Consider the following 22,890-nt stretch of genomic DNA (forward strand, 5'->3'; position numbering starts at 1 on the left):
TTATGTAAAGTTTAGGAGTTAAATGAAATTAGGAAGACTTCTTTTTCGCCGTTTCCATTTTGCCATTCTGCAATTATTGCTTTTCGTCGCGGTAACTTATGTTACAAGCATACCTGCTTTCGCGCAATCGCAGTCTGCCCCTTATAAGATCAAGTATCTTACCGTTGACGAAGGTTTATCACATACCGATGCAAATGACATTGCGCAGGATAAGCAGGGGTTTATATGGATAGGTACCAATTTCGGTCTCGACCGGTACGATGGCTACAAGGTCCGCAAATATTATAATAGTAACGAACCATTAAATAATGCTTATAAAAATCGCGTCGTGTGCCTTTATCCGGACAATGAGGGAAATATCTGGCTAAGCACAGAAGGCGGTTTGCAGCGCTTCGATATGCGGACGGAACGGTATATTGACTACAAAGCACAAAAGAACCCAATACCAAATTTTGATAAGCTACTTAAGCCAGTCGGCAATTTGATTTATGGCCGGACAGGAAACAAGATTAGGCGGTACGCAATTCGCGGCGACTCTATTAAAGAAAGGGCACTAAACTTACCTCCAAACGTAGATTTTACTGACATAATTGATGGGCCGGATGGTAAGCTATACCTGGCAAGCAGCAAAGACTTATGGAGGCTTAATCAAACCGGTAAATTTGAACGGTTGATTATAGAAGGATTGCCGGAGAACAATATAAATAGAGTCTTTTTTAACCATGACCACAACCTGCTTATTTCTTCTTCAAATCAATTACTCCTTACGGCGCCGGAACACAATATCCATGGGGGCAGGCTTCGGATTGTTAAGGAATATGTTTGCCCGAATAATGCCTCTGTCCAAAATGTTTTGCAGGATAACGGGCTTAATTATTGGGTAAATGACGGCTCCGGGATATTGAAACTTGACTCCAATTTTAATCTCATCCAAACTATTGATACTCACCACGGATTAAATTCAAACTGGTTAGCAAAGATATTTATGGACAGGTCCGCATGTCTGTGGGTCTGCACTTCGGGAGGCGGAGTTAACTACTTTGATCTGAACGAGAAACCTTTTTATACTTTACAACATAACCCGGAAATAACAAATACGCTGTCAGGAAACTATGTCAGATCAGTCATTGCATCAGGAGATGACATTTGGGTCGGTACCTCGGCTAATGGGTTAAATCGTTACAATATCAAGTCACACACCTGGGAGTACTATAACGCGAATAACTCGCGGGTCAGGCTTAGGAGTAATGCGATCAACGCTTTAATATTCGATAACGATCATAACTTATGGATCGGGAGCTCACTTGGAATCGAAGTTTTAAATGCCGGCGGGGGAGGGTTGATAAAACCAAAAGGGCTCCACAATTTTCCGGCCCGCGACATCGACGCGTTTGCAAAAGACTGTTTCGGGAATATATGGTTCGGCAATCACGCAAACGGCTTTGGCGTTATTTGGAAAGATGACGCAAACTACTGCCATGTAAAATACTACGACGAAGGGTTTTTCATATTTGCAGATCAAAAAAAGCCAGAATTATTCGTTGCCAGCACCCATGGGCTTAAGCGGCTTACCATCGACCGCAACGGAAATGTCACCCCAGTATTTACCTGGCGGGCTTCAAAAAAAGCAAACGCTCTAAGCTCTAATTATACCTATCCTATTGCGAAAGGAAACGATACAACGTATTGGATCGGCACAATTGGCGGTGGTCTCAACCGGCTTTCTTTCGGAAAAAATGGCTCCTATACTATTAAAACCTATGCCGGTAAATACGGGATATTCAATGATGTGGAAAGTCTTGAGATTGACAACAGCGGTAATATTTGGATGGGAGGAAATGGCCTTGAATGTTTTAACCCTAAAACCCTCAAGCTGACAAGGTATGACAAGAACGATGGGTTGCAGGGTAACAGCTTTAAAGTAGGCTCGTCATACAAGGCACCGGGTGGAGCGTTGTTCTTTGGAGGTATAAACGGGCTTAATTTCTTTTATCCTGATCAAATATCCAGCAATGCCATTCCCGCCCGACCGGTTATAACGGATATCATCATTAATAATCAACAGCACCGGCCTGGAACTAATGATTCTGTTGGCAATTCAATACATGAAGCAATCAGTTATTGCAATCAAATAAAGATTGATTACCGTCAAAATAACTTTATCCTGTTTTTTTCATCGATGCATTTTGCCAATCCGCTTAAATGTAAATACCGGTATAAGTTGGTTGGGCTGGATAAAGACTGGCGATATACCGACGGAACAAACCCCAGCGCCGCCTATAGTAATCTTGATTACAACAGTTACAACTTTATTGTCCAGGCCACTAATAATGACGGGATTTGGGGAAAAAGTGAAGCGAGACTTAACATTATCATTACTCCGCCGTGGTGGAAATCGTTTATTGCAAAATGCTTTTATGTCCTGATGGCACTATCGGTGCTTTCAGGTATTTACATTTATCAGGCCAGGTGGTATAAGCTTAAAAGGGATATCGAAGTCCGGAAGTTAAACGACATCAGGAAAGAGGAAATACACAGGAAACATGAAGAGCTTTATCAGCAGCAGTTAACGTTTTTTACAAATATATCGCATGAATTCCGGACCCCGCTTACATTGATTCTGGGCCCGCTTGAAAATTTGATCAAAGAAAACAAGGATGCCGGGCTGGCCAATTCTTACCAGGTGATGCTGAGAAATGCTAAAAGACTGATTAATCTCATCAGTGACCTGATGAATTTTAAAAAGGTGGCGGATAGCATTATCAAACTCCAGGTAAAGCCATTAAACGTCAGGCAGTTCTGCAATGGCTTAGTCGCCGACTTTGAAAATATTGCCATTAGCAAAGACATCGATTTTAAATTTATTGACAATACTTCAAGCACTATCGGGGCATTAACCGGCTATTTTGATCCTCAAGTCCTTGAAAAGATATTGTTTAACCTGCTAAATAACTCGTTTAAGTATACTGGTGCCAATGGAAAAGTAACATTCGAGCTCTTTTTTGATCTGGAAGAATTTACTCCTTCTTATGAGAATGGACTTAGGCTATTGAATACGGATTACGATAGTAAAAGAAATATTTTTTTCCGCGTTGCCGATTCAGGTATCGGTATTTCCGAGGAATCCATAACCAAAATATTTGACCGTTACTACCGGGTAAGTAAAGATCACCTGGGTTCCGGCGTTGGCTTAGCATTGGTTAAAAGTCTTACCCAACTGCATAAAGGGAGTATCTATGTATACAGTGAACGGAACAAAGGGACCGAAATAATTATCGGGATTCCGTGGGCGGAAGATAGCTACAACGAAGCTGAAAAAGTCCGGGATGGATCAGAGGCTGAACAACAACTGGAGATGGTTGATAATTCTATTTTACAGCCTTTGCAGCAAAATGAAGATACACCTGCCGACTTAGACGCGAAAAAGCAAAAACATATTTTGATAGTAGAGGATAACCAGGAATTGAGGTTGTTTTTAAGAAAGATCTTTGAAAAAAATTACCTGATTTCTGAAGCAAAGGATGGAAATGAGGGACTTAAAGCTGCTGTCGAGAAAGCTCCGGACTTAATAATTAGCGATGTGATGATGCCTAATATGACGGGAATTGAGTTCTGTAAACTGGTAAAGGAAAAATTCGAAACCAGGCATATTCCATTCATTATTTTGTCGGCAAAAGATGCTTTGGATGCTAAGATTGAAGGCATGGAGTCGGGCGCCGATTTTTATTTTGCTAAGCCGTTAAGTATTGAATTACTCTTGTTGACCGCTCATAACATTTTTGAACAACGGGAAGCGCTAAAATTACGGTACGCAAATAATTACCTGGCGAGTGCAACCGAACTGGTACAATCTGAAAAAGACCAGGAGTTTTTCAAACGGTTAATCGAGCTGATTGAAAACAACATTCAGGCCACCGAACTTGATGTTGACTTCTTGTGCCGGCACCTGTATCTGAGTCGGACAAAACTATATCAAAAGATCAAAAGCATTTCGGACCAATCTGTGGGTGAGTTTATCAGAACCACCCGGTTAAAAAAATCAATTCATATTATGACCCATGAGGACATCTCCATGGGCGAGGTGGCAGACCGGGTAGGTTTGCAAAGCACCTCTAACTTTTCAAGGGTTTTTAAAAAGGAATATGGGAAATCGCCTCTGCAGTTTATGCAAGCGATACGAAATCAGGCTAAACCAATCGCATAAATGATCTAACAACAACTCAATGAAAAAAATTTTACACGTATTATGTACCATAACAGTCATTGCGGCAACTGGCTGGTCACAAACAAAACAAACGTCCGGGGACGATTCATTTTTTTTGCCCCAACGATTATCCCTCGACTTTGGATGGAAGTTCAGGCTTGGTGACGATTTGAATTTTGAAGAAAACCTGATCAACGCCGGCGTCAACAAAGGCCCCGCGGGCTTCAACTTCAACGACAACGGGTGGCGGTCGGTGAATATTCCACATGACTGGGCGGTTGAGCTACCGTTTGACAAAAACGCCGATGCGTCACATGGATATAAACCCATAGGCCCGGGATATCATTCAAACAGTATCGGCTGGTACCGCCGCTCATTCACCTTATCACAAACCGACAAAGAGAAACGGCTTTGGCTGCAATTTGATGGTGTGTATCGCAAGTGCCAGGTTTTTCTGAACGGCTACAAGCTGACCCATCACGAGGGTGGCTATAATGGTTTTCGCTGCGACATCTCCGACGTTGCCAACTATAATGGAAAGAACGTGCTTGCTGTGCGCGTTGATGCTTCCGAATTTGAAGGTTGGTTTTATGAAGGTGCAGGCATTTACCGTCACGTTTGGCTATTAAAAACCGCACCATTGGCAGCAGCGCCCGACGGGATTTTTGTTTACAGCTCATTCCCGAATAATGTTCTCCGGGGGCCGGCGACTATACACTTCAAAACCAAGCTCCTCAACTCGCAAGATCTTCCTGCCGGCGCTAAAGTGGATTGGCGGATACTTGGCCCTGACGGAAAGTTTATCGGCGAAACGGGTAAACAGGAAACAATGGCTGCCTGGGACACCAAGGAAATCACCGCTGATATGAAGGTACCCTCGCCCGCGCTGTGGTCTCCCGAATCTCCGAAATTATACAAACTCGTTACAACAATTGAAAGCCAGGGGAATGTAGTTTATCGCAAGGAGACTGAATTTGGTATCAGGACGATTAAGTTTGACCCCAACCTTGGTTTGCTGTTGAATGGTAAGCGCTATGAAGTTCGCGGCACATGCGACCACCAGGATCATGCGGGCGTTGGTGTGGCAGTGCCTGATGCATTATGGGATTTCCGCGTTCGTAAACTGAAGGAGATGGGTAGCAATGCTATCCGCACATCGCACAATGAGCCTGCCGAAGAATTGGTGGAAGCCTGCGACCGCCTGGGTATGCTTATCATGGATGAAACCAGGTATTTCAGCAGCGACCCGCAAAGCCTGGCCCATCTGGAACAGCAGGTATGCCGTGATCGCAATCATCCAAGCGTTTTTCTGTGGTCACTGGGCAACGAAGAACCACTCCATAAGTCGGACCAGGACCAGGCTATTACTGTCGCTATGAGAAGGCTGGTCCACGAGTTAGACCCGACACGTGTATGCACTGTTGCGGTTTACGATTGGCCAACCGGTAAGCTTTATGGTATCTCCGCAGCTACTGATGTGCAGGGTTTTAATTATTTTGATCAGGGTGAGACAGATGTTTTTCATAAAAACAATCCCCAAAAGCCGTCTATTGGTACCGAAGAAGGTATGGCGCAGTACACCCGCGGCGTTTACGAAAACACCAGCACTTCCCTGTCGGCTTATGACATTCAAAAACCTGACTGCCGTCATACGGCCGAAGCTTCTATAAAATACTATGCTGCGCGTCCATGGATCTCCGGCATGTTCTTTTGGACGGGATTTGATTACCGCGGCGAAGAGGCGCCCTTTGGTTGGCCAAATGTCAGCTCAGACTTTGGCATCATGGACGTTTGCGGTTTCCCTAAGGACGTTTTTTATTACCTGCAATCCTGTTGGACCGTCAAACCAATGGTGCACATACTACCACACTGGAACTGGCCGGGTAAGGAAGGAAAAGACATCGATGTTTGGGCTTTTAGCAACTGCAAGGAAGTGGAGTTGTTCCTCAACGGGCTAAGCCTTGGTAAAAAGGTAACACCCCAAAATTCACACGTGCAATGGACCGTAAAATATCAGCCGGGCACATTACTGGCCAAAGGTTATACAGATGGCAAAATGGTTGCCGAAGAAAAAGTGGAAACAACGGGTGCACCTGCCCGTATAAAACTCACACCTGATCGGGCAGTGATTCACGCTGATGGTAAAGATTTAAGCATTGTTACCGTTGCAGTCACTGATGAAAACGGTCGGACAGTTCCGAATGTGGCAAACCGGATTGATTTTGATTTACAGGGCCCGGGCAAAATCGTCGGCATTGGCAACGGCGACGCGATCTCCCATGAACCGGATGTAATGTTAGATACTCCGGCCACCAGGCTTATCCCGCTGGACAATTGGCGTATAAAAGAAGTTTCTTCGATTGATGGCCTTTCTGAGGTTTCAGTAAATTACGATGATGCCCAATGGCAACAAGTAGACGTTCGCAATGAAGCAGGAACGTTGAAGGAAGGTGCTGTTGCGGTTTATCGTGCACATGTCGTCTTAAAACCGGAAGACCTTGAAGCAGAACACCACACGATCAATTTCGCGATGATTGATGACGAAGGATGGGTGTATGTAAATGGCAAATTGGCTGGAAAAGCTCATGATTGGCGGTCGGGTCAATCATTTGAAGTAGCGAAATTCCTTAAGTTAGGCGACAATACGATTGCTGTCGTTGTCAAAAATCAAAGCGGACCGGGCGGCATAAGTAAAGGCGTTAGCATGGAATTAATAAAAAAGCACCAGCCTGTAATCTGGCATAGAAGCGTTTTTAACGGTTATGCCCAGGTGATCGTGCAATCAGATAAAACCGGAGGAAAAATGCGGCTTACTGCTAGTGGTAACGGTTTGCGAGGGCAAGATATTATTATTGGGACAAGCGCCGACGCAGGTCATTCTGGAGTTGGGCAATAAATAGGGTCAACCGATTGATCTGTTCACATCAATCCAGTCCCAAATCGGTACAAAAGTTGCCTATTATGGCACTTGGTCATTTACTCCATTATACTTCTTAACCCTGGGCGCTAATAATCTAAATACGACTTCCGAATATGTGGAGAGTGACCATAATATTACCATTAACTGGGATAATACCGCTACCTACACGCACTCATACGGATTACATAATTTCTCTTTATTAGTAGGAACTAATTTGCAGAATGAGGATGGTCATGGCCTTAACGGGAATTTTTACGGTGAACCGGTAAACTCTTTTTCGCAGGCTTCTGCTAATTTTATGACGGTCTGCGGTCTGCGTTCAGCCCGCCGAGGGGCGCCCTATTCTTTTGCTGTTTCCATTTGATGTGCGGATTGCTCTATTTAACCCGCCTCCGCCGGCTGAAGCCTCCAGTGGCTTTTTGTAAGCACCGCACCTGAACAAGCCGTGCAGAACAGCAAGGCTTTGCCGAAAAAAAATACATCGCGAGCGCAGTGAGCAGTGAAGATTTTTTTTAGGCAAACCCAAAGGGCGCCGGCATTGACGATCTGTCCAGGCTTATCAGAAATTTGCTTGCGAAAAAGCCAATGGAGTGAATGGGAAAGGATAAACTGGCATTAAGAAAACTGAACAACAGGAAACCGGAAATATGGGCCGAAGGCCCGAGGACACGAGGCCCATTTTCCCAATGCGGTGAACCGGCAGAGCGAAGACGAGGCGGCTGAAACTGCTGGCCTGTAAAAGCCGCTAATTATTTAATGGAGAGCCAAAGGCGCTTTTCTTCCGCTATCAGTTCAGCCTGCGTCGTCGCCGAGATAATCGATGAAGATTTGGCGTGGCACAAACCCTTAAATAAAGCGGCACAGGTCTTCGATAGCTAATTCAAGACCTAAGTTAAACGTTTTCCCGCCCCGAATTTTAAATTACCATTACAATGGGCTCTGTACTTCGACCAGGTTGGATTTATCCGTGATCGAGTTAATGACCTCGTCCAGTTCATCCGCCGAACGTAAAAGATAATCCAGCATTTTTTCTTTTTCAATGATCGTTTCCTTTCCGTCTTTCATCAGTGGGATCAAACCCTTGATCTTGGCAAGTGGCGCGCGGATAACGTGCGATTGCAGCCAGGCGATTTCTTTCAGCTTTTTGTTCTGCGCTTCAACGGCGTTGATATAATTTAGCCGTTCGGTAATGTCATTGGCCAGCACCACCTTGGATGGGCTGCCGTTATACATGATGGCTGTACTCTGAATGTCCACATAAATGACCTTGCCATCTTTTGTGCGATGTTTGAAAACCTGTTCGTGGTGGATTTGTTTTTCCGTTTTCCCGCGGCTGACGATCTGCTCCACTACAGGAACCTCATCCGGGGGCCGAATGTCTCTGATCGTCATATCCAGAAATTCGGGCCTCGAATAACCGTAATGCCGGACAGCCGCTTCGTTTACATCCAGGAACTGCATCGTTTCAATCTCGAACACCCACATCGGCTGCGGGCTTAAATGGAATAATTCACTGTAACGTTTTTCCGATTCTGTCAGGCGTATCTCGGATAGTTTACGATCCGTAACATCCTTAAAATAAACCGACAGGCCGTTTGCCGAGGGATAGGCGCTGATATCGTACCATTTTTCCAGCACCGGGTAAAAATCATGGAAATGAACCACCTGGCGCGTTTTCATCGCCAACTGGTATTGCCGGTAAGATTCGGAATCGATGGAGCCCACAAATACTTTCCAGAGATGCTGATTGAGCACTTTATGCCGCGCCACACCCAGTTCCTTCTCCGCCATCGCATTCCAGTACAAAACCAGCCAGTTATGGTCTACCGCGAAAAAAGCGTCGGTGATACTCTCCAGGATGGTATTGCGCTCTTCCAGCGCGTCAGCGATCTTGGCCCGCTCCACGGATAACTCAGCTTCTTTTTCCAACTCGCCCATCTTCATGGTTTGAATGATCTGCCGTTCATTGTATTTGCGGAGCTGGAATGCCCAGAGACCGCAAACAAAAAAGACAATGGCCGCTAATATCACATGAATGACGAAGGTTTGGACATCGAAATAGTTCAGCTGCGTAAAATAGACCTGCGAGTAACCGATGTCCTGCAGGTAACCCAGCAAGCCATGATGAACCACCACCACCAGGGTCAGCGGTATCTGTAATTTCCATTGCTGGTAAGTGATCAGCAGCGCGCTGCCGATAAAGGCAAAGAAGTGCATTTCGAACATACCATGCATCTGGTAGATGAACTGCGCCATAAAAATGCCCAGCACGACGCTCAGGACATATTGGTATAAATTTGAATCCGGCAACGCGATCTTGGCCGAATAATAGGCGATCAGCGAAATACTGCCAACCCCAATAGCGATCAGCCAGGTACCGTAAAAACTGGCCAGTGCCAGCCCGATCAGGAAGTGACAGGCCAGGAAAAAGTTCATCAGCTTGTCGGACCGCTCTTTTACTTCTGACTGAAATATATGTGTTTGACTAGTTATAGCACTCATCTCATTTTTGGCAATTCGGCAGGCTGCAGCCGTAAGAACGCAGCGCCAGTGGATCAAATCGTAATTTATAGTGTGCGGCCAGCAGACCCGTTATCGCCATGTTAGCATAATTGGTCCGTTCGTCCGTGCAATAACGGCTGCGGTTATAGTTCCCCCTGTAATAGAGTTTATGCTGCGTGTCGATCAAAACAGCCTGCGGTGTAGAATACACCCCGCACGCTTCCGCGATGGATTGGTCAAACAGCACCGGAACATCGAGTTTAAATTTCTGTTGTACTTCTTTAGCTGTGTAACGGTCATTGTTCATCACGACAATAACAAAATTGACCTGGCTGCCATATCGCCGGACGATTGATTGGAAATTGGGGATATTGAAACGGGAGCACGGGCAATCCGGATTAAAGAAATGCAGGAAAAGCGGTTTGGCAGGGTTCATCTCTCCCGGCCAGTTCAATGCGACCGGCGTGCCCTGGCCGACTGGTTTATAGCCATCAGGAACAGGCGTCGGTAAATGATACCGCCATTCATTATACCAGAACAAGGCCCCGGTGCCGGAAAACAGGAACATCAGCCAGCCAATGATCAATAATCGTCTCAAATCTTTTCCTGTTTTTTACGTAGCCCCGTTGGAAAAGTTGCTGCATCCCACCTGTTTAACTGTAATGCTGACAATTTTCGCCAGATGGAAGAAAATTATATCGCCACATGAGCAACATACGACCGCTATTGCCGTAAAAGGAAGGGTGAAATGAAATTATGAGTGAGTTGAATACCGCCGTCCTGATAATAGATGACGAAGAAATCGTAAGAAACAGCGTAGAAGATATCTTGGTGCCCAAAGAGGCCTCTACGGATTCGGATAGTATCAACCAGGCTTTTAGTGTTCTGTTTGAAACATCTCAGGCTTTAACCGCAGCCCGACCGCGCATTATACCTAATTTTGCCGTGGATAAAGCATCCAACGGCGCCGAAGGCATTCGCAAAGTGCGCGAGGCAGTTGAACGGGACCGTCCGTACGCAGTCATTTTCGTGGACATGCGCATGCCCGGCCTGGATGGCCTGGAAGCGGCAACAGAGATCCGGAAATACGATTGCAAGGCGGAAATTATCTTTTTAACTGCTTATAGCGATCACTCCATCGAGGAAATCATCGAACAGGCCGGGCAGAACGTTGGCTACCATTGTAAACCTTATGCACCGGAAGAGATCATTCAGTTAGCCACCAAGGCCGTAACCGATTATGATAAGCTGCGTAATCTGGAAAGCCTGATCGAATCGATCTCTTCCATTGGGTTAAACCAGAACCAGCTGATGTCGTTGCTGAAAAACATTCTGAACCAGGTTACCGGATCGCTTAAAACCGATATGGCTTTGATCGGGAAAATTCACGACAATTCGGGTTATGAAAAAGTGATTTCTACGGGTGCATTTGACGATCATATCGACCTCGACGAACTCATCGCGCGCGTTAAAAATATCCGGATCGAAAAAGACGAGGTCAAACAGATCGACAACCTGGTATTGGCGCGTATGGACAGTTATTCGGTTTTTGCCCTGCTAAAAAAGCAGGAAAGCCTTAAAACCGAAAAGATGTACCTGTTAAAGCTGTTCATGCAACATGCCGCACAGGCTATCCGCAACGCGGAATTGAACGCGCAACTGATCCAAAAGGAAAAACTTTCCGCCGTCGGGCAGGTTATAGGAATGGTTATCCATGATCTCCGGTCACCTATCAGTAATATTAAGCAAACAGCCGGCTTGATGCGCGAAGTAGATCAGCCGGGCGACTTAATCGGTATGATCGATCAATCGGTTGAGCATACTCTGCTGATCTTTGACGATTTGCTTGACTTTATCAAAGAAAACCCGGTCAAAAAAGTACCGGTAGACCTGAACAAAATTATCGAAGCGGCTATCCGGCAAGCATCCGCCAAGCAAGGTTTTTCGCGGATCACCATGATCAAGGACATTCCCGAAACCTTAATGATACCGGGCGATGAAAATAAACTCGAAAGAGTGATGGTCAACCTGCTGAACAATGCCGTCGACGCCGTTTCCAATAACACAGGAGAAAAAGGAACCATCCGCATCCGGGCAGAGGTTCAGGATGACAATCTGATATTGCATATCGCGGACAACGGGCCCGGCATTCCTGCGGAAATAGGCCAAACGCTTTTTGAACCTTTTGTCACCCTGCACAAGGCAAACGGAACCGGACTGGGCCTGGCTATTGTCAGACGATTTATAGCGATGCACGGAGGGGATGTCAGTGTGGCCTGCAACCCCGGCGCGGACTTCCGCATCAGTCTCCCGTTAAATTGAGATTGTCAAAGTGCTGATTAGCTAAACTCAGTTGTTTAAGAAGACGAGTTTGCCGGTTTTTCGAACAAATGTAACTAATGAGATTATGACGCACCACTTCTTGTAGCTTTTGGTTTTATATTTTTCCTAGCACTTATTGTCTTCTAATATGCATTTCACTAGCTACTTTCCTCTAAAGATTGATGCGCCTATCAGTACTTTTGAGCCTTAGTTAAGTATTAGGGTTTCAGCGGTCCTACTTGTCGATAAGCGTTGATAAGCAAACCTGTGGGTGTGGTTTTCGAGTCAACAAAAGCAAGTTCCCGAGCATCAATACAGTCGGAGAATAAGCGCTTACCCCGGCCAAGCAAAATTGGATAGGTGATGAGCACAACCTCATCAGCCAGTCCCTGGTCAAGCAACACAGACGTTAGCGTCGAACTTCCCACGACGATCAGATCGGGGCCGTCCGTTGACTTGAGACCGTGAATCGCCTCTATAACGTCGCCTTCCAAATGCTTTACCGGACCCCATTCCAGGCTGCCGGGCCTATGGGTTGCGATGTATTTCGTTGCAGCGTTTATGGCATTTGCCATTGGGAAATCTCCGGCATTAGGCCAAAAGTCACTAAATATATCATAAGTGTGCCGGCCAAGCAGCAGATCGAATCTCGTGCCGTATGCTTCAAGGAGCATCGCCGCCCCATCAGGGCTTCTATATGGTACTGTCCACGCTCCATATGCGTAATCGTCGTCGTGTTCAATCACGCCATCGAGCGAGATATGTTCAAAAATTCTGATTTTTCTCATTTGTTTATAATTAGTTTATAGATAAATCTGACATTAATAAATATCAACCGGTTTAGTAGCGTGTAATATGAATCTATTTCCTGATGGTTGTATTTTAAATAACAATTATTGCGATTGTTGTTCCTTTTGTTATTTTATTTGAAAATATTAATCCGGCAACTATCGAATACCAGGTGCGATTTCGTTACTTTAAAAAGTCATCCAGATACCCTAATATTGTTTTAGTCTGCATCATCAGGCTGACATGACTTTGCGAAGGAACAACGGCTAAATGCGATTTTGGCATCGGTCCCAAATCAGCAGATACTCCTCCTCCCAGTAATTGGTACGTTTTCATCAACTCCACTTTGTCCAGACCATCATTGTCACCTGATATAAGCAATACAGGCGAAGTAATTTTCGCAATATTGGCTTCACCCACATCAAAGGGCTCCCCGGCAAAAACAATCATTTGTTCAACAAACTTTATCCATTTAGTTTTGTCAGGAGCTACGGCATCATATGCCGTTTTTATAGGGGTATTGTTAAAAAATTCGGGCTTAAAACCTTTAAACCCATTATTTATAACGGGCAGCCACCCATTGGTTTTGTAGGTTGAAGAAATGATCACTAATTTTCTGACCCGTTTGGGGTTTCTTGCTGCCAACTGGTAAGCTATGGAACCACCCATACTATATCCTGCAACATCAGCACTATCAACTCTTAAATAATTCATCACGCCTTCCACATCACTTGCCAGGGCAGCAATGTCTAATTTTCTGTCAGAATACGGGGTATGCCCATGTCCCTGCATTTCAATGGCAATTACTTTTCTTGTCTTTGACAATTCAGGTATTAATTGCCCCCAATTCATCTCAATGGTATAAAAAGCACCGTGCAATAAAACGAGAGGCCTGCCCGCCCCGTATACTTCGTAATAAACTTTAATGCCATTAACAGGTGCGTAGCCACTGGCGGAAGGTTTAAGCTGTTGCCCATTTGATTGCGATGCGGTAAAAACAATGATTGCAATTAGCAGTACTGATCTAAGTAAATTTTTCATAACGCCGTTAGATTTAGTTTGAATTTTATTGACATTACAAAGTTCGCAAGCATTTCGGGATTAACGCTGTGTAAAATCGACATTCTGAGGGGTGGATCGCGACAAATAACTAATGTAATAAAAAGCCGGATGTTTTGAAAAGGGGCCATATTATGAAGGTGTCAAAAAGCCGGGAATAGACGGAGGAGCAAATGTGATAAGTTTTCTAAGCTATTGATCCTGTTAACTTCTTTAGGTGGTCTTTATGAAATCAACGACATCATAAACATGCTTAAAAAGATTTCCTCTTGCGACGGGTTCGCCCTTAGGTAGTGCTCTAAATGATACGAGTTTTACCTATTTCATTTATTTAAGCCTTTTGGAAACCGGTCAGCTATTAAATTAAGTTCGATATGATGTTCCAGGTAAGCCTTAAGCCCTGCTAAAACCAATGTAAAACCTTCTGTTGATCCTCGCACCTGCGAAATAAGCTTTTCGGTATCGCCTTGAAATCCACCATCCTCAATGCTGACAAATGTTTCATCATGGCCTAAATCCTTAAAAGTCCATGCTACGGTAGTAACCGTATCATCATTGCCCCATTCGATCACAATTTTTTTATTGACCTCAATTTTTTTGGTCAAAACTGATATCGTATGATGATACATTTCCCAGGTCCATTCCGTCCGTTTCCCTTCTTCGAGTTTTCCTGAACTTTTGGTAAACCAGAATTTAGTGGTGATTCCAGGATCAATAAATGCTTGAAAAACCTGTCCGATCGGTTTCCTGATGAGCATTTCAGCTTTTGCAAAGTGATTCGTATTCATAATCGGTTTTTAAGGATTATCCTGTTTAGCGATATGTTGCTGCAATAACCGGTAAAGCAACTCCAAATTGAAGGGCTTTTCAATATTATAATTGCAACTCAGTGCCGGCCCTTTCAGGAAAGCGGCAGACCTGTATTAATGTGATCGATCTTCTGACCGATTTCTTTGAGCAGCCGGCGGTCCAGGCTATCTTCGTTCCGCTGGAACCATTCCGTCCCGCATTTAAAGAGTATCGCTTCTTCTCCATCCTGGAACCGGATTTTCCAGACCTTTAAATTTTTAAAAGTACCGGCCATCACTTGCAATACCTGTTTGCTACCATTCCGCGATAACACGATCTCATGCTTCATCTTTTTTTGATTTGACAGCTAAAAACAACAGATGAATTTTTTCAATGACCATGACAAAGTTGAATTTTAAATCGTTTATTTCAAAGATGATTTCAAACTCTTATCAGCAAATAAAAAGCGATTCGGAAACGTTCACACGATACAGTCAGGTGTAACTTACACGGCGGCCACCCTCATTGTGACGGATGGTCCTGATCCTGCCAGTAGATAAGCTCCGTGTACAGACCATGGGCAATTGCCAGTTCGTCCCGCTTTTCCTCCAGCTTCGCCTGCCGCTCTTCGTCACCGATATTCGCCGGCAGCGACAGGTAGGCGAGTACGTTCCCGGTCTCGGAGTTGACAAATTGGTAGTGAATTTCTTTCTGTTCCATGAGCTATTCGTTTTTCAACACCAGTGCAGTGATCACCACCAGGAGGAGCCCGATAACCAGACCGGCGATAACCATCCCGGCGAATTCGCTCATTGCGCCATGCGCAGCAGTTTTCCAATAAATCAACGCAGATACCAGCGCCAGCAGGCCCGCTACAAGGGCGATCCTTGAACCGGCAGCTAAGGCGGCACGAAAGGTGATCTTTCCACCCTGGATGCGCTTGTAATTCCGCAAACCGAAATATAAACCTGCAGCGGGGATCCATAACACAGCAACCGCCAGCAAAAGAGCGGGCCCGGGCGGTTTGGCCAGCGTAAACCATGAAACCAGATCGGTCAGGAAAGTGAGATACCCCATGAGGTAAAGCAACAGGAGCCACAGGCCGCTGAGCAGCCCAATAATACAGCCGGTCAACAATATATGCTTCATGACTCCGGGCCCAGGCGGTCTTCAGTGTCCATATCGTTATTCATCCCGGGCATGTTGACGGCTTGTTCTTTGACGAAATGTTCCTCCAATGCCAGGCCGATGTTGACCAATAACTCAGGTTCGACATGACGATTATCCATAACGCCCCAGGCGTCCGAACGGTTCGCGATAAAAAAACCGGGGTGATTGGGCTGCCGGATACCGAACGCATGCACCCCATGCCGTTGCTCGGGTTTCGCCTGCAGCGGCAGTAACACGCTAGTTTCTGGGTCTTTCACGTTGATCTCCCTAACCTTTAATTTTCCGGTTCCTCTTTTCTTCTTTCACAACAACAGGGAACATGACTAGTTTCTCCTATTTCCCATTTTGTTCCTAACCAACTATTGAAACATTTGTTCACTGTCCTTCCATCCGAGGCTCAGACATTGTCCGGTGATTTTTCATCATGGTACTGATCGTCTTCCGGTTTGAGTTCGGACTGGATGATCTCCTGCTCAAAGCTTTTTTCGTCCTTGCGGTTGCGCCTGATCAGCCAGATAATCAATACGATAATAAGGACAATAAATACGCCGCTCCACCAATAATTAATAGCCATAGTCTTGTGTTTTAAACCGGTTCGCCGACTTGGTGGCGCTTTCTTCGCCCAGACAGGAATTTACGAATCACCCGGTAAAGCGCTTCCAGATCAAACGGTTTTTTCAGATAACCGTCAAAACCAAGTTCGCGATATCCCTGTTCAATCCGATTGTCGCAGCTAAAAGCGATCACCGGTAAACGTGGGAAATGCGCCTTGATCCAATGAATAATTTCTTTGCCTGTATAGTGGCTGAGCCAGCAATCTAGGAAAATGAGCCTGGGGTGATGCCGCTGAATCATTTCCAGTATGTTTTCGCGCCGGTCGGTGAGGTTGTAAACCCGAAAACCCCTCCTTTGTAAAGCGGTGCCGACCACATCCAGTGTGGCAGCATCCGTTTCCTGTATCAGGATCGTTTCCATAAATCTTTAATTTAGCAGAAGTAAAGGACAGGACACAATAAACGGTATAAAATAACAACGCAGGCTTTCATTGGGTAGTATCTCCGGATGTTTATATTAACGATTTATCGCATTTTAAATGTGAGGGTAGCCCGGGATTCCGTGAAACCAAAGTTGTCTTACTTTTTACGGTTCAGATAAGCTTCAACTACTTTTGCGGATGGGCCAACGGCGTTGATTGCTGCCTTTAGTTTGACCTTTGTTACGCCGAATTTATCAGCCCATATTCGTAATTCCACATCATCGCCGTTATCGATTGTTTGCTGATCGGGAATGGCGGCTTGTTGCTGGTTATCCATTTCGTTTTCTGAAACGTAAATATCTGGAATTACCGGGGAAAAATCAATCGGGCACGGTTAGGGGCCGGTTTGGGAATATGTTCCCGCAGAATGCGGTACAACAAATCTAGGTCAAAGGGTTTTTTTATGTAGCCGTCAAAACCAAGCCGGCTGTATTCCTGGTGAATGTTGTTGTTACAACTGGAGGCTATTACCGGCAGGTGGGGATATTTTGCTTTAATGCTCCGGCAAACCTCTAAACATCTTTCACCATGCCACGTGTAATCCATCATGACCACATGCGGGCGGTATTTATCGATCATGCCCATAAAATCGTCATCGAAATCTATCAATGGGTAGACCTTGAAATTTCCCAGTTCCAATGCGATGATCAGCATTTCCAGAACGTTCTGGTCGGTATCCTGTACAATGATCGTTTCCATACCTTTTCTGTTTTCGAAATCCAAAAAGGTAAGAAACTTTAAACGACGAGTTTGATGCGATTTCTGGTGTTCAGCACAAAGATATAAATTAAGGCAATGACATACAATCTTACAGTATTTAGTTACGTAACGACAAGTTAGGACAAGGTTATTTTTTTGATCGAAGTTAATTAAACATTAGCTTTACGTTATGCCTCCTGAAGAACTTGACAAACGTTTAAATGAACTGATAAAGCATGCGAAGGCATTAGAATCGGCCATTGATAAATTAATTCTCGATTATCAAATAAGGCGTTCTAAGCGACTCCAGGATTTACAGACTATTCAGCTTAATTAGCAGTCATATTACCGTTTAAGATGGGCTTGTTTTTACCGGTCCGGACATTTACAATGTTATTAGCCTTACTACTCCTTAATTGGTAATGAAACAAAGAAGGTAGAGCCTACAGCTTTTTCACTTTCCGCCCAGATACGGCCACCGTGGTGTTTGATAATCTCAGCACTGAGATAAAGCCCAACCCCGAAACCGGCGATATGCCTGGTATGGGTGCTGCTCGCACGGTAATACCGATCAAATATCTTTGGCAGATCCGCTGAATGGATACCCATCCCCTGGTCCTGCACGCTAAACCAGGCCCGGCCGTTTTCGATACTTGACCGGATCGTCACCATTTCACCGCGGGGCGAATATTTTACCGCGTTCGACAATAGGTTGGAAATCACCGAGCCGAGCTTTTCGCGGTCAGCATTTACCATAATCGCTTCATTCCGTTCAAAAACAAAAATGTGGCTGGCGACGGTCAGCCGGGCTTCATCGATCATTTCACTGATCAGCGCATTCAGCTCGAAGTTTTGTTTTTCAATGACCAGTTTCCCCGATTCAAGCCGTGAGATATTCAGAAATCCGTTGATAAGCGCGGCCATTTTACGGGTCTGTAACCTGGATTTTTCCAACGCCTGGGGGATGAAAGGATCGTCGCTGCTGCGCAACTTTTGTTCCAGTACCTGGATTAGCGCAGTCAGGGAAGTCAGCGGTGTTTTCAGTTCATGGCTGGCCATACCGATAAAATCGTTCTTCCGTTGCTCGTCGCTTTTTTGTTCGGAAATATCCCGGGCAATCTTTGAAACGCCGGTGATATGCCCTTGCTTATCCAGTATGGGCGATATGGTGAGGGAAACATCGATCAGTCGTCCGTCACGTGTCAGGCGCTGGGTTTCATAATGGTCCACCCGTTGGCCGGCCTCTATCTGCGCGATGATCGCCGGTTCTTCCTGCTGGCGGTTTTCGGGGATGAGCTTGAGGATTGACTGCCCGACGATTTCGCTTTCCGGGTAGCCGAACATTCGTTCGGCGCCCTGGTTCCAACTGGTGACGATGCCTTCCAGTGTCTTCCCTATGATCGCATCATCTGAGGTCTCAACGATCGCCGCCAGTTTAGCGCTGCGTTCTTCAGCCTGGCGTAGTTCCTCGTTTATAGAGACCAGTTCCTCGTTGGCTGCCGCAAGTTCTTCATTACTTGCCGTCAATTCTTCATTGAGCGCTTGTGTCTCCTCCTCGCTTTCCTGCAAAGCTTTAGTCCGTTCGGTTACCCTTTGTTCCAGGATAGCATTGGCCGAAGCCAGTTGTTCGCGCGTTTCCAGTACTTCCTCATTAATGGCTGTCAGTTCCTCGTTCGCCGCTGTGATCTCTTCATTGGCCGCCGTCAATTCCTCATTAAGCGCTGTCGTTTCTTCTGCATTGCCCACTACTTCCGCGCGCAAACGATCTTTTTCGCCGACATCACTTATCACTTTGAGGTAGGAATACACCGAAATAATCACTGCCAGAATTATTGCAGTCAATATCGTTACAGGTGTCCATTGCGTGTAACGGCCCAGGACAAGCGTGCCTTCCTGGAGCAGATGTTGTTCGTAGCGTTCCGCCTGGTCAACATCGCGTCGCAGTTCATCCATGGCGGATTTTCCTGCATGAAAATCTGCAGGTATCAGGATTTGCCCACGTTGTTTTTTGTCGATCAGTACTTTCAGAATTGCCAGCCTGTGTTCGAGTACGTCGCGGATATCCCGGATATTTTGTTGTTGCCGGGCATTGTCACTGGTGAGCGACTCTAATTCGCCTGTGACAGCCATGGCCTGGCTGTAACTTCCCCGGTAAGATTCCAGAAACTCCGGGCGTCCCGTTAACAGGAAGCCCCGCTGCCCGGTTTCTGCATCTTTCATGATAGGAAGCACCTTTTCCAGCTTGGCTATGACCAAATTGCTATGCGTCACTGCGCGGTTGCTGACCAGCAGATTGTGAAACGTCAAATAGGCGAGTAAACCCACCGTGGCCAGCATGAGCACAGAAAATCCGTATCCAAATTGTAAAAGACGGTTCAGTTTGCGGGGCATATTAAGCTTTAATCGTAAAATTAACTAATAATACACCAAATTACTTGATAGGGCGAAGATTTGTACTTTCTGGCGGATATAAAAACAAATTTATCAATCGTGAAAAACACGGCATTTTTTTCTGTATTCCTGTTTAATAAATGTCAGGAATGTATTCAAGTCACAGATGCCGGGCAAGTTGAGACCATTCGGATCATTAGAACGGCCATTTTTAAAATGTTTCCGTTTTTTGTAATTTCAAGGACGGTAAACAACGAACGGTGGTAGTAAAAAATTATATACCTTATCCTGGTTTGCAATGTTTTATTAAAAACATTGCGCTGACGCATTATCAGTTAGATAAATCTTCACCTGTACCTGTAAATCCGTTTCCGCCTCAGCCATATCACACGCTGTATTTCTATCCGTATGATAAGATCACTTCCTATAGTTATTCAGACGGCTCAACTTCAAAATTAGCTGCCAGTAGCATTGTAGGGCCGCAGCTAAACAGGGTCGACCTTCAAATGGATTATAATATATTGGTCATCATTGTGAATTTTAAACCCTGCGCGTTGTACAGGCTGTTAAAAATCCCGATGCATGAATTGATAGATACGCCTTTAGATGCTGCGCAATTTTTGGATAAGGAATTAGAAACGATCAATGAACAACTCAGCCTGTCGAAAAATTACGACGAGATGGTTAGTCTCATCCAAAAATATTTATTAAAAAAAGTAGATCGCTTAAAGGACGCGCTGCCAGTCGACCTGGCCTTGCAATCACTTGAGCAGAACGATAGAATAATAAATATCGACCGGTTGGCAAATCTTTCCTGCGTGAGTATAAGACAACTGGAAAGACAATTTAATGAGCGGATTGGGATGCCGCCAAAATTATATTTCCGGTTGGAAAGGTTTTCCAAAGCCTGGAATTTACGGGAAACATATCCGCAGATTTCCTGGTCGACCATAGCGCATCAGTGCGGCTATGCAGATCAAATGCATATGATACGCGATTTTAAGGAATTTGCGGGTGTTACTCCTGGCTTTCTTCAAACAGAATTGGAAAAAACGCCATTGCGGTTACAACGGGATGGGTTCGATATTTTATAGTACGATGTCGCATTTGTTCTATGCCGCGGCCTGACTCAGAGGGTAATTTTGAACAATTATTTATTAAAAATTTTGTTCATGAAAACCTTTTTTACATTCGCTTTTTTTATTTGCATCATTGGCACGACTCACGCCCAATCCCCCGACCTGATACTTTATAACGGTAACATTTTCACTTCGGATAGTTCAAAACTTTATGTACAGGCCCTGGCTATCAAAAAGAGGATCGTTCTTTCAACCGGCACTAATAAGGAAGTGCTGAAATTAGCAACGCCCAAAACAAGGAAAATAAACTTATGGGGCAAAACCGTTATTCCGGGTATTAACGATGCTCACGATCACCTGGGAGCTTTTATTGGCGGCAAAGGCTATATTTATATGGAAAGGCAGATCCCGGGCCCGTCCCCTGCCGCTGTATTGGATTCGGTCAGCAGGATAGTTAAAACCGCCAAACCCGGTGAATGGATCAATGGCCTGATTGGGCAAACGATCTTGACCGACATGGATTTCCGGCAAAAACTGGATAGCGTTGCGCCTGATAACCCGGTTTTTTTATTTGCCTGGTGGGGGCATGGGGTGGTGTTTAATTCCAGGGCTCTAAAACTTGCCGGGATAAAGGACTCAGATAAGGACCCTGTTGGCGGCTGGTACGAAAGAAATCATTCTACCGGAAAAATAAACACTTTGAAAGAGTATGCTGGTTGGAACGCAGCAGAAAGCTATTATTCCTCTATTCCCGATGCGATAAAAGCAGCGGGTTTAAAAAGGTATACCGATATGCAAGTTCAATACGGTATCACCACAACCCAATTCATGACGACGTTTGCCATGATACCCGCCATTGTAAAGGAAAACCCGGCAATTCGCACGAGGATCATACCTTTTATAAAAACCACAAATACGAGCCGGAACCTGGCAATTTGGAATAAACCAGGCAAAACCCCCACACCAATGGTTTATGTGTCTGGCATAAAATATGTGATCGACGGCACTCCATATGATGAAAGTGCTCTTTCAACCCAATCATACCCTGATCAACCGGGATGGTTTGGCCGCCTTGATTTTCAACCAGATACTATAAAGCAAATTCTAAAAGATGCTCTGAACGGGAAGAATCAATTAATGATGCATGTAGTTGGAGACAGCACTTTGAACCTGGTTCTATCAATGATGAAAAGCACAGGAAATAGCGCCGACTGGAAATTGAAACGGGTGCGAATTGAACATAATGCGGGTTATTCGGTAAATATTGGAGCGCAATTAAATGATATAAAGAATTTGGGCCTTATCATGATGCACACACCAATGTATGTTCGTCAAAGTCCCTTACGGAGCCTCGTCAAGAAAGGAATAAAAGTTGGCATCGCACCCGATGGCCTGACCAACCCTTTTGTTAATATTATGATCGTGAGCAGCCAGCAAGCAAACCCCGATGAGAATATCACCAGGGAGGAAGCGGTAATTGCGTATACCAAAAACAATGCATACGCTGAGTTTGCAGAAGATCAAAAGGGCACATTAACAGTAGGGAAACTGGCAGATCTTGCTGTACTGTCACAAAACATTTTTACTATCCCCACCGATAAATTGCCGGAAACTAAAAGCTTGCTAACTATGGTGGGCGGAAAAGTAATTTATTCGTCCAAAGAAATGGACGTTCGATATCTATCAAAATAGCTGTATTGCACGTGCAAGCAAAAAACTATTTGATTTAGATCAATAGAATTTCTTTTGTGATAACGGCAGGCAGGACGTAAAATATGGTTGCCTTGTGGTATACCCAGCTCCTGGTCGAAGTTTATCTCAAACACCTGAGGGACTAAGCAAATAACCCACAAATGATCTTGTACCTACAATAATTTGCAGGTGCAAGATCATAAAGGAATTCGGGGAAATACAAAATAGCGCTCACGAA

At 45.0% G+C, this 22,890-nt stretch carries 20 protein-coding genes; 6 read left to right on the forward strand and 14 right to left on the reverse strand.

What is annotated here, in order from left to right:
* Nucleotides 1-22: 22 nt before the first annotated feature.
* From Q3A68_RS15425 to Q3A68_RS15435, 3 genes are all read left to right on the forward strand, one after another.
* The gene (locus Q3A68_RS15425) at nt 23-4,204 is read left to right on the forward strand and encodes a hybrid sensor histidine kinase/response regulator transcription factor (protein WP_302902003.1); all 4,182 of its coding nucleotides are present in this window, start codon (nt 23-25) and stop codon (nt 4,202-4,204) included.
* 19 nt (nt 4,205-4,223) lie between these two features.
* Nucleotides 4,224-7,100 carry a beta-galactosidase GalA gene (galA, locus tag Q3A68_RS15430; RefSeq protein ID WP_302902004.1) on the forward strand — a complete coding sequence of 959 codons (2,877 nt, stop codon included), beginning with the start codon at nt 4,224-4,226 and terminating at the stop codon, nt 7,098-7,100.
* 139 nt (nt 7,101-7,239) lie between these two features.
* Nucleotides 7,240-7,488, forward strand: a complete 249-nt coding sequence (locus tag Q3A68_RS15435) for a hypothetical protein (RefSeq protein ID WP_302902005.1) — start codon at nt 7,240-7,242, stop codon at nt 7,486-7,488.
* A gap of 563 nt (nt 7,489-8,051) precedes the next feature.
* Here Q3A68_RS15435 and Q3A68_RS15440 read toward each other — a convergent pair.
* Nucleotides 8,052-9,626: a PAS domain S-box protein gene (locus tag Q3A68_RS15440; protein WP_302902006.1), complete on the reverse strand. Its 1,575-nt coding sequence runs from the start codon at nt 9,624-9,626 to the stop codon at nt 8,052-8,054.
* Between the two features lies 1 nt (nt 9,627).
* On the reverse strand, nt 9,628-10,224 hold the full coding sequence (locus Q3A68_RS15445) for a TlpA family protein disulfide reductase (RefSeq protein ID WP_302902007.1): 597 nt from the start codon (nt 10,222-10,224) through the stop codon (nt 9,628-9,630).
* A 158-nt stretch (nt 10,225-10,382) separates the two neighbouring features.
* Here Q3A68_RS15445 and Q3A68_RS15450 point away from each other — a divergent pair, with 158 nt between their 5' ends.
* Entirely contained in the window at nt 10,383-11,948 is a 1,566-nt protein-coding gene (locus tag Q3A68_RS15450; protein WP_302902008.1) for a sensor histidine kinase, read from the forward strand.
* Nucleotides 11,949-12,166: 218 nt separating this feature from the next.
* On the opposite strand, the gene Q3A68_RS15455 is transcribed toward Q3A68_RS15450, so the two are convergent.
* The 12 genes from Q3A68_RS15455 to Q3A68_RS15510 all read right to left on the reverse strand — a co-directional run bounded on the left by Q3A68_RS15455 (nt 12,167) and on the right by Q3A68_RS15510 (nt 19,881).
* Nucleotides 12,167-12,736, reverse strand: a complete 570-nt coding sequence (locus Q3A68_RS15455) for a dihydrofolate reductase family protein (RefSeq protein WP_302902009.1) — start codon at nt 12,734-12,736, stop codon at nt 12,167-12,169.
* 184 nt (nt 12,737-12,920) lie between these two features.
* Entirely contained in the window at nt 12,921-13,778 is an 858-nt protein-coding gene (locus Q3A68_RS15460) for an alpha/beta fold hydrolase (RefSeq protein WP_302902010.1), read from the reverse strand.
* 341 nt (nt 13,779-14,119) lie between these two features.
* Nucleotides 14,120-14,584 (reverse strand): SRPBCC family protein, encoded by a 465-nt coding sequence (locus Q3A68_RS15465; RefSeq protein ID WP_302902011.1) that lies wholly within the window; start codon nt 14,582-14,584, stop codon nt 14,120-14,122.
* A gap of 113 nt (nt 14,585-14,697) precedes the next feature.
* Nucleotides 14,698-14,934, reverse strand: coding sequence for a hypothetical protein (locus tag Q3A68_RS15470; protein ID WP_302902012.1), 237 nt, complete (start codon nt 14,932-14,934; stop codon nt 14,698-14,700).
* 173 nt (nt 14,935-15,107) lie between these two features.
* Nucleotides 15,108-15,305, reverse strand: a complete 198-nt coding sequence (locus Q3A68_RS15475) for a hypothetical protein (RefSeq protein WP_302902013.1) — start codon at nt 15,303-15,305, stop codon at nt 15,108-15,110.
* A gap of 3 nt (nt 15,306-15,308) precedes the next feature.
* Nucleotides 15,309-15,734, reverse strand: coding sequence for a DUF4199 family protein (locus Q3A68_RS15480; RefSeq protein WP_302902014.1), 426 nt, complete (start codon nt 15,732-15,734; stop codon nt 15,309-15,311).
* Entirely contained in the window at nt 15,731-16,012 is a 282-nt protein-coding gene (locus Q3A68_RS15485; RefSeq protein ID WP_302902015.1) for a hypothetical protein, read from the reverse strand. The genes Q3A68_RS15480 and Q3A68_RS15485 overlap by 4 nt, the downstream gene beginning before the upstream one ends.
* Nucleotides 16,013-16,152: 140 nt before the next feature.
* Nucleotides 16,153-16,329 carry a hypothetical protein gene (locus Q3A68_RS15490; protein WP_302902016.1) on the reverse strand — a complete coding sequence of 59 codons (177 nt, stop codon included), beginning with the start codon at nt 16,327-16,329 and terminating at the stop codon, nt 16,153-16,155.
* An 11-nt stretch (nt 16,330-16,340) separates the two neighbouring features.
* A complete protein-coding gene (locus Q3A68_RS15495; protein ID WP_302902017.1) occupies nt 16,341-16,730 on the reverse strand; it encodes a response regulator in 390 nt (129 codons plus the stop codon).
* Between the two features lie 158 nt (nt 16,731-16,888).
* Complete coding sequence (locus Q3A68_RS15500) at nt 16,889-17,068, reverse strand: DUF3606 domain-containing protein (RefSeq protein WP_302902018.1); 180 nt, start codon at nt 17,066-17,068, stop codon at nt 16,889-16,891.
* 29 nt (nt 17,069-17,097) lie between these two features.
* The gene (locus tag Q3A68_RS15505; protein ID WP_302902019.1) at nt 17,098-17,490 is read right to left on the reverse strand and encodes a response regulator; all 393 of its coding nucleotides are present in this window, start codon (nt 17,488-17,490) and stop codon (nt 17,098-17,100) included.
* Nucleotides 17,491-17,895: 405 nt separating this feature from the next.
* Nucleotides 17,896-19,881 (reverse strand): sensor histidine kinase, encoded by a 1,986-nt coding sequence (locus Q3A68_RS15510; protein WP_302902020.1) that lies wholly within the window; start codon nt 19,879-19,881, stop codon nt 17,896-17,898.
* A 260-nt stretch (nt 19,882-20,141) separates the two neighbouring features.
* Here Q3A68_RS15510 and Q3A68_RS15515 point away from each other — a divergent pair, with 260 nt between their 5' ends.
* Nucleotides 20,142-20,975, forward strand: a complete 834-nt coding sequence (locus Q3A68_RS15515) for a helix-turn-helix transcriptional regulator (RefSeq protein WP_302902021.1) — start codon at nt 20,142-20,144, stop codon at nt 20,973-20,975.
* A 78-nt stretch (nt 20,976-21,053) separates the two neighbouring features.
* Nucleotides 21,054-22,652: an amidohydrolase gene (locus tag Q3A68_RS15520; protein ID WP_302902022.1), complete on the forward strand. Its 1,599-nt coding sequence runs from the start codon at nt 21,054-21,056 to the stop codon at nt 22,650-22,652.
* Nucleotides 22,653-22,890 lie beyond the last annotated feature (238 nt).

This window comes from Mucilaginibacter tolerans (assembly GCF_030519375.1).
GTDB lineage: Bacteria > Bacteroidota > Bacteroidia > Sphingobacteriales > Sphingobacteriaceae > Mucilaginibacter.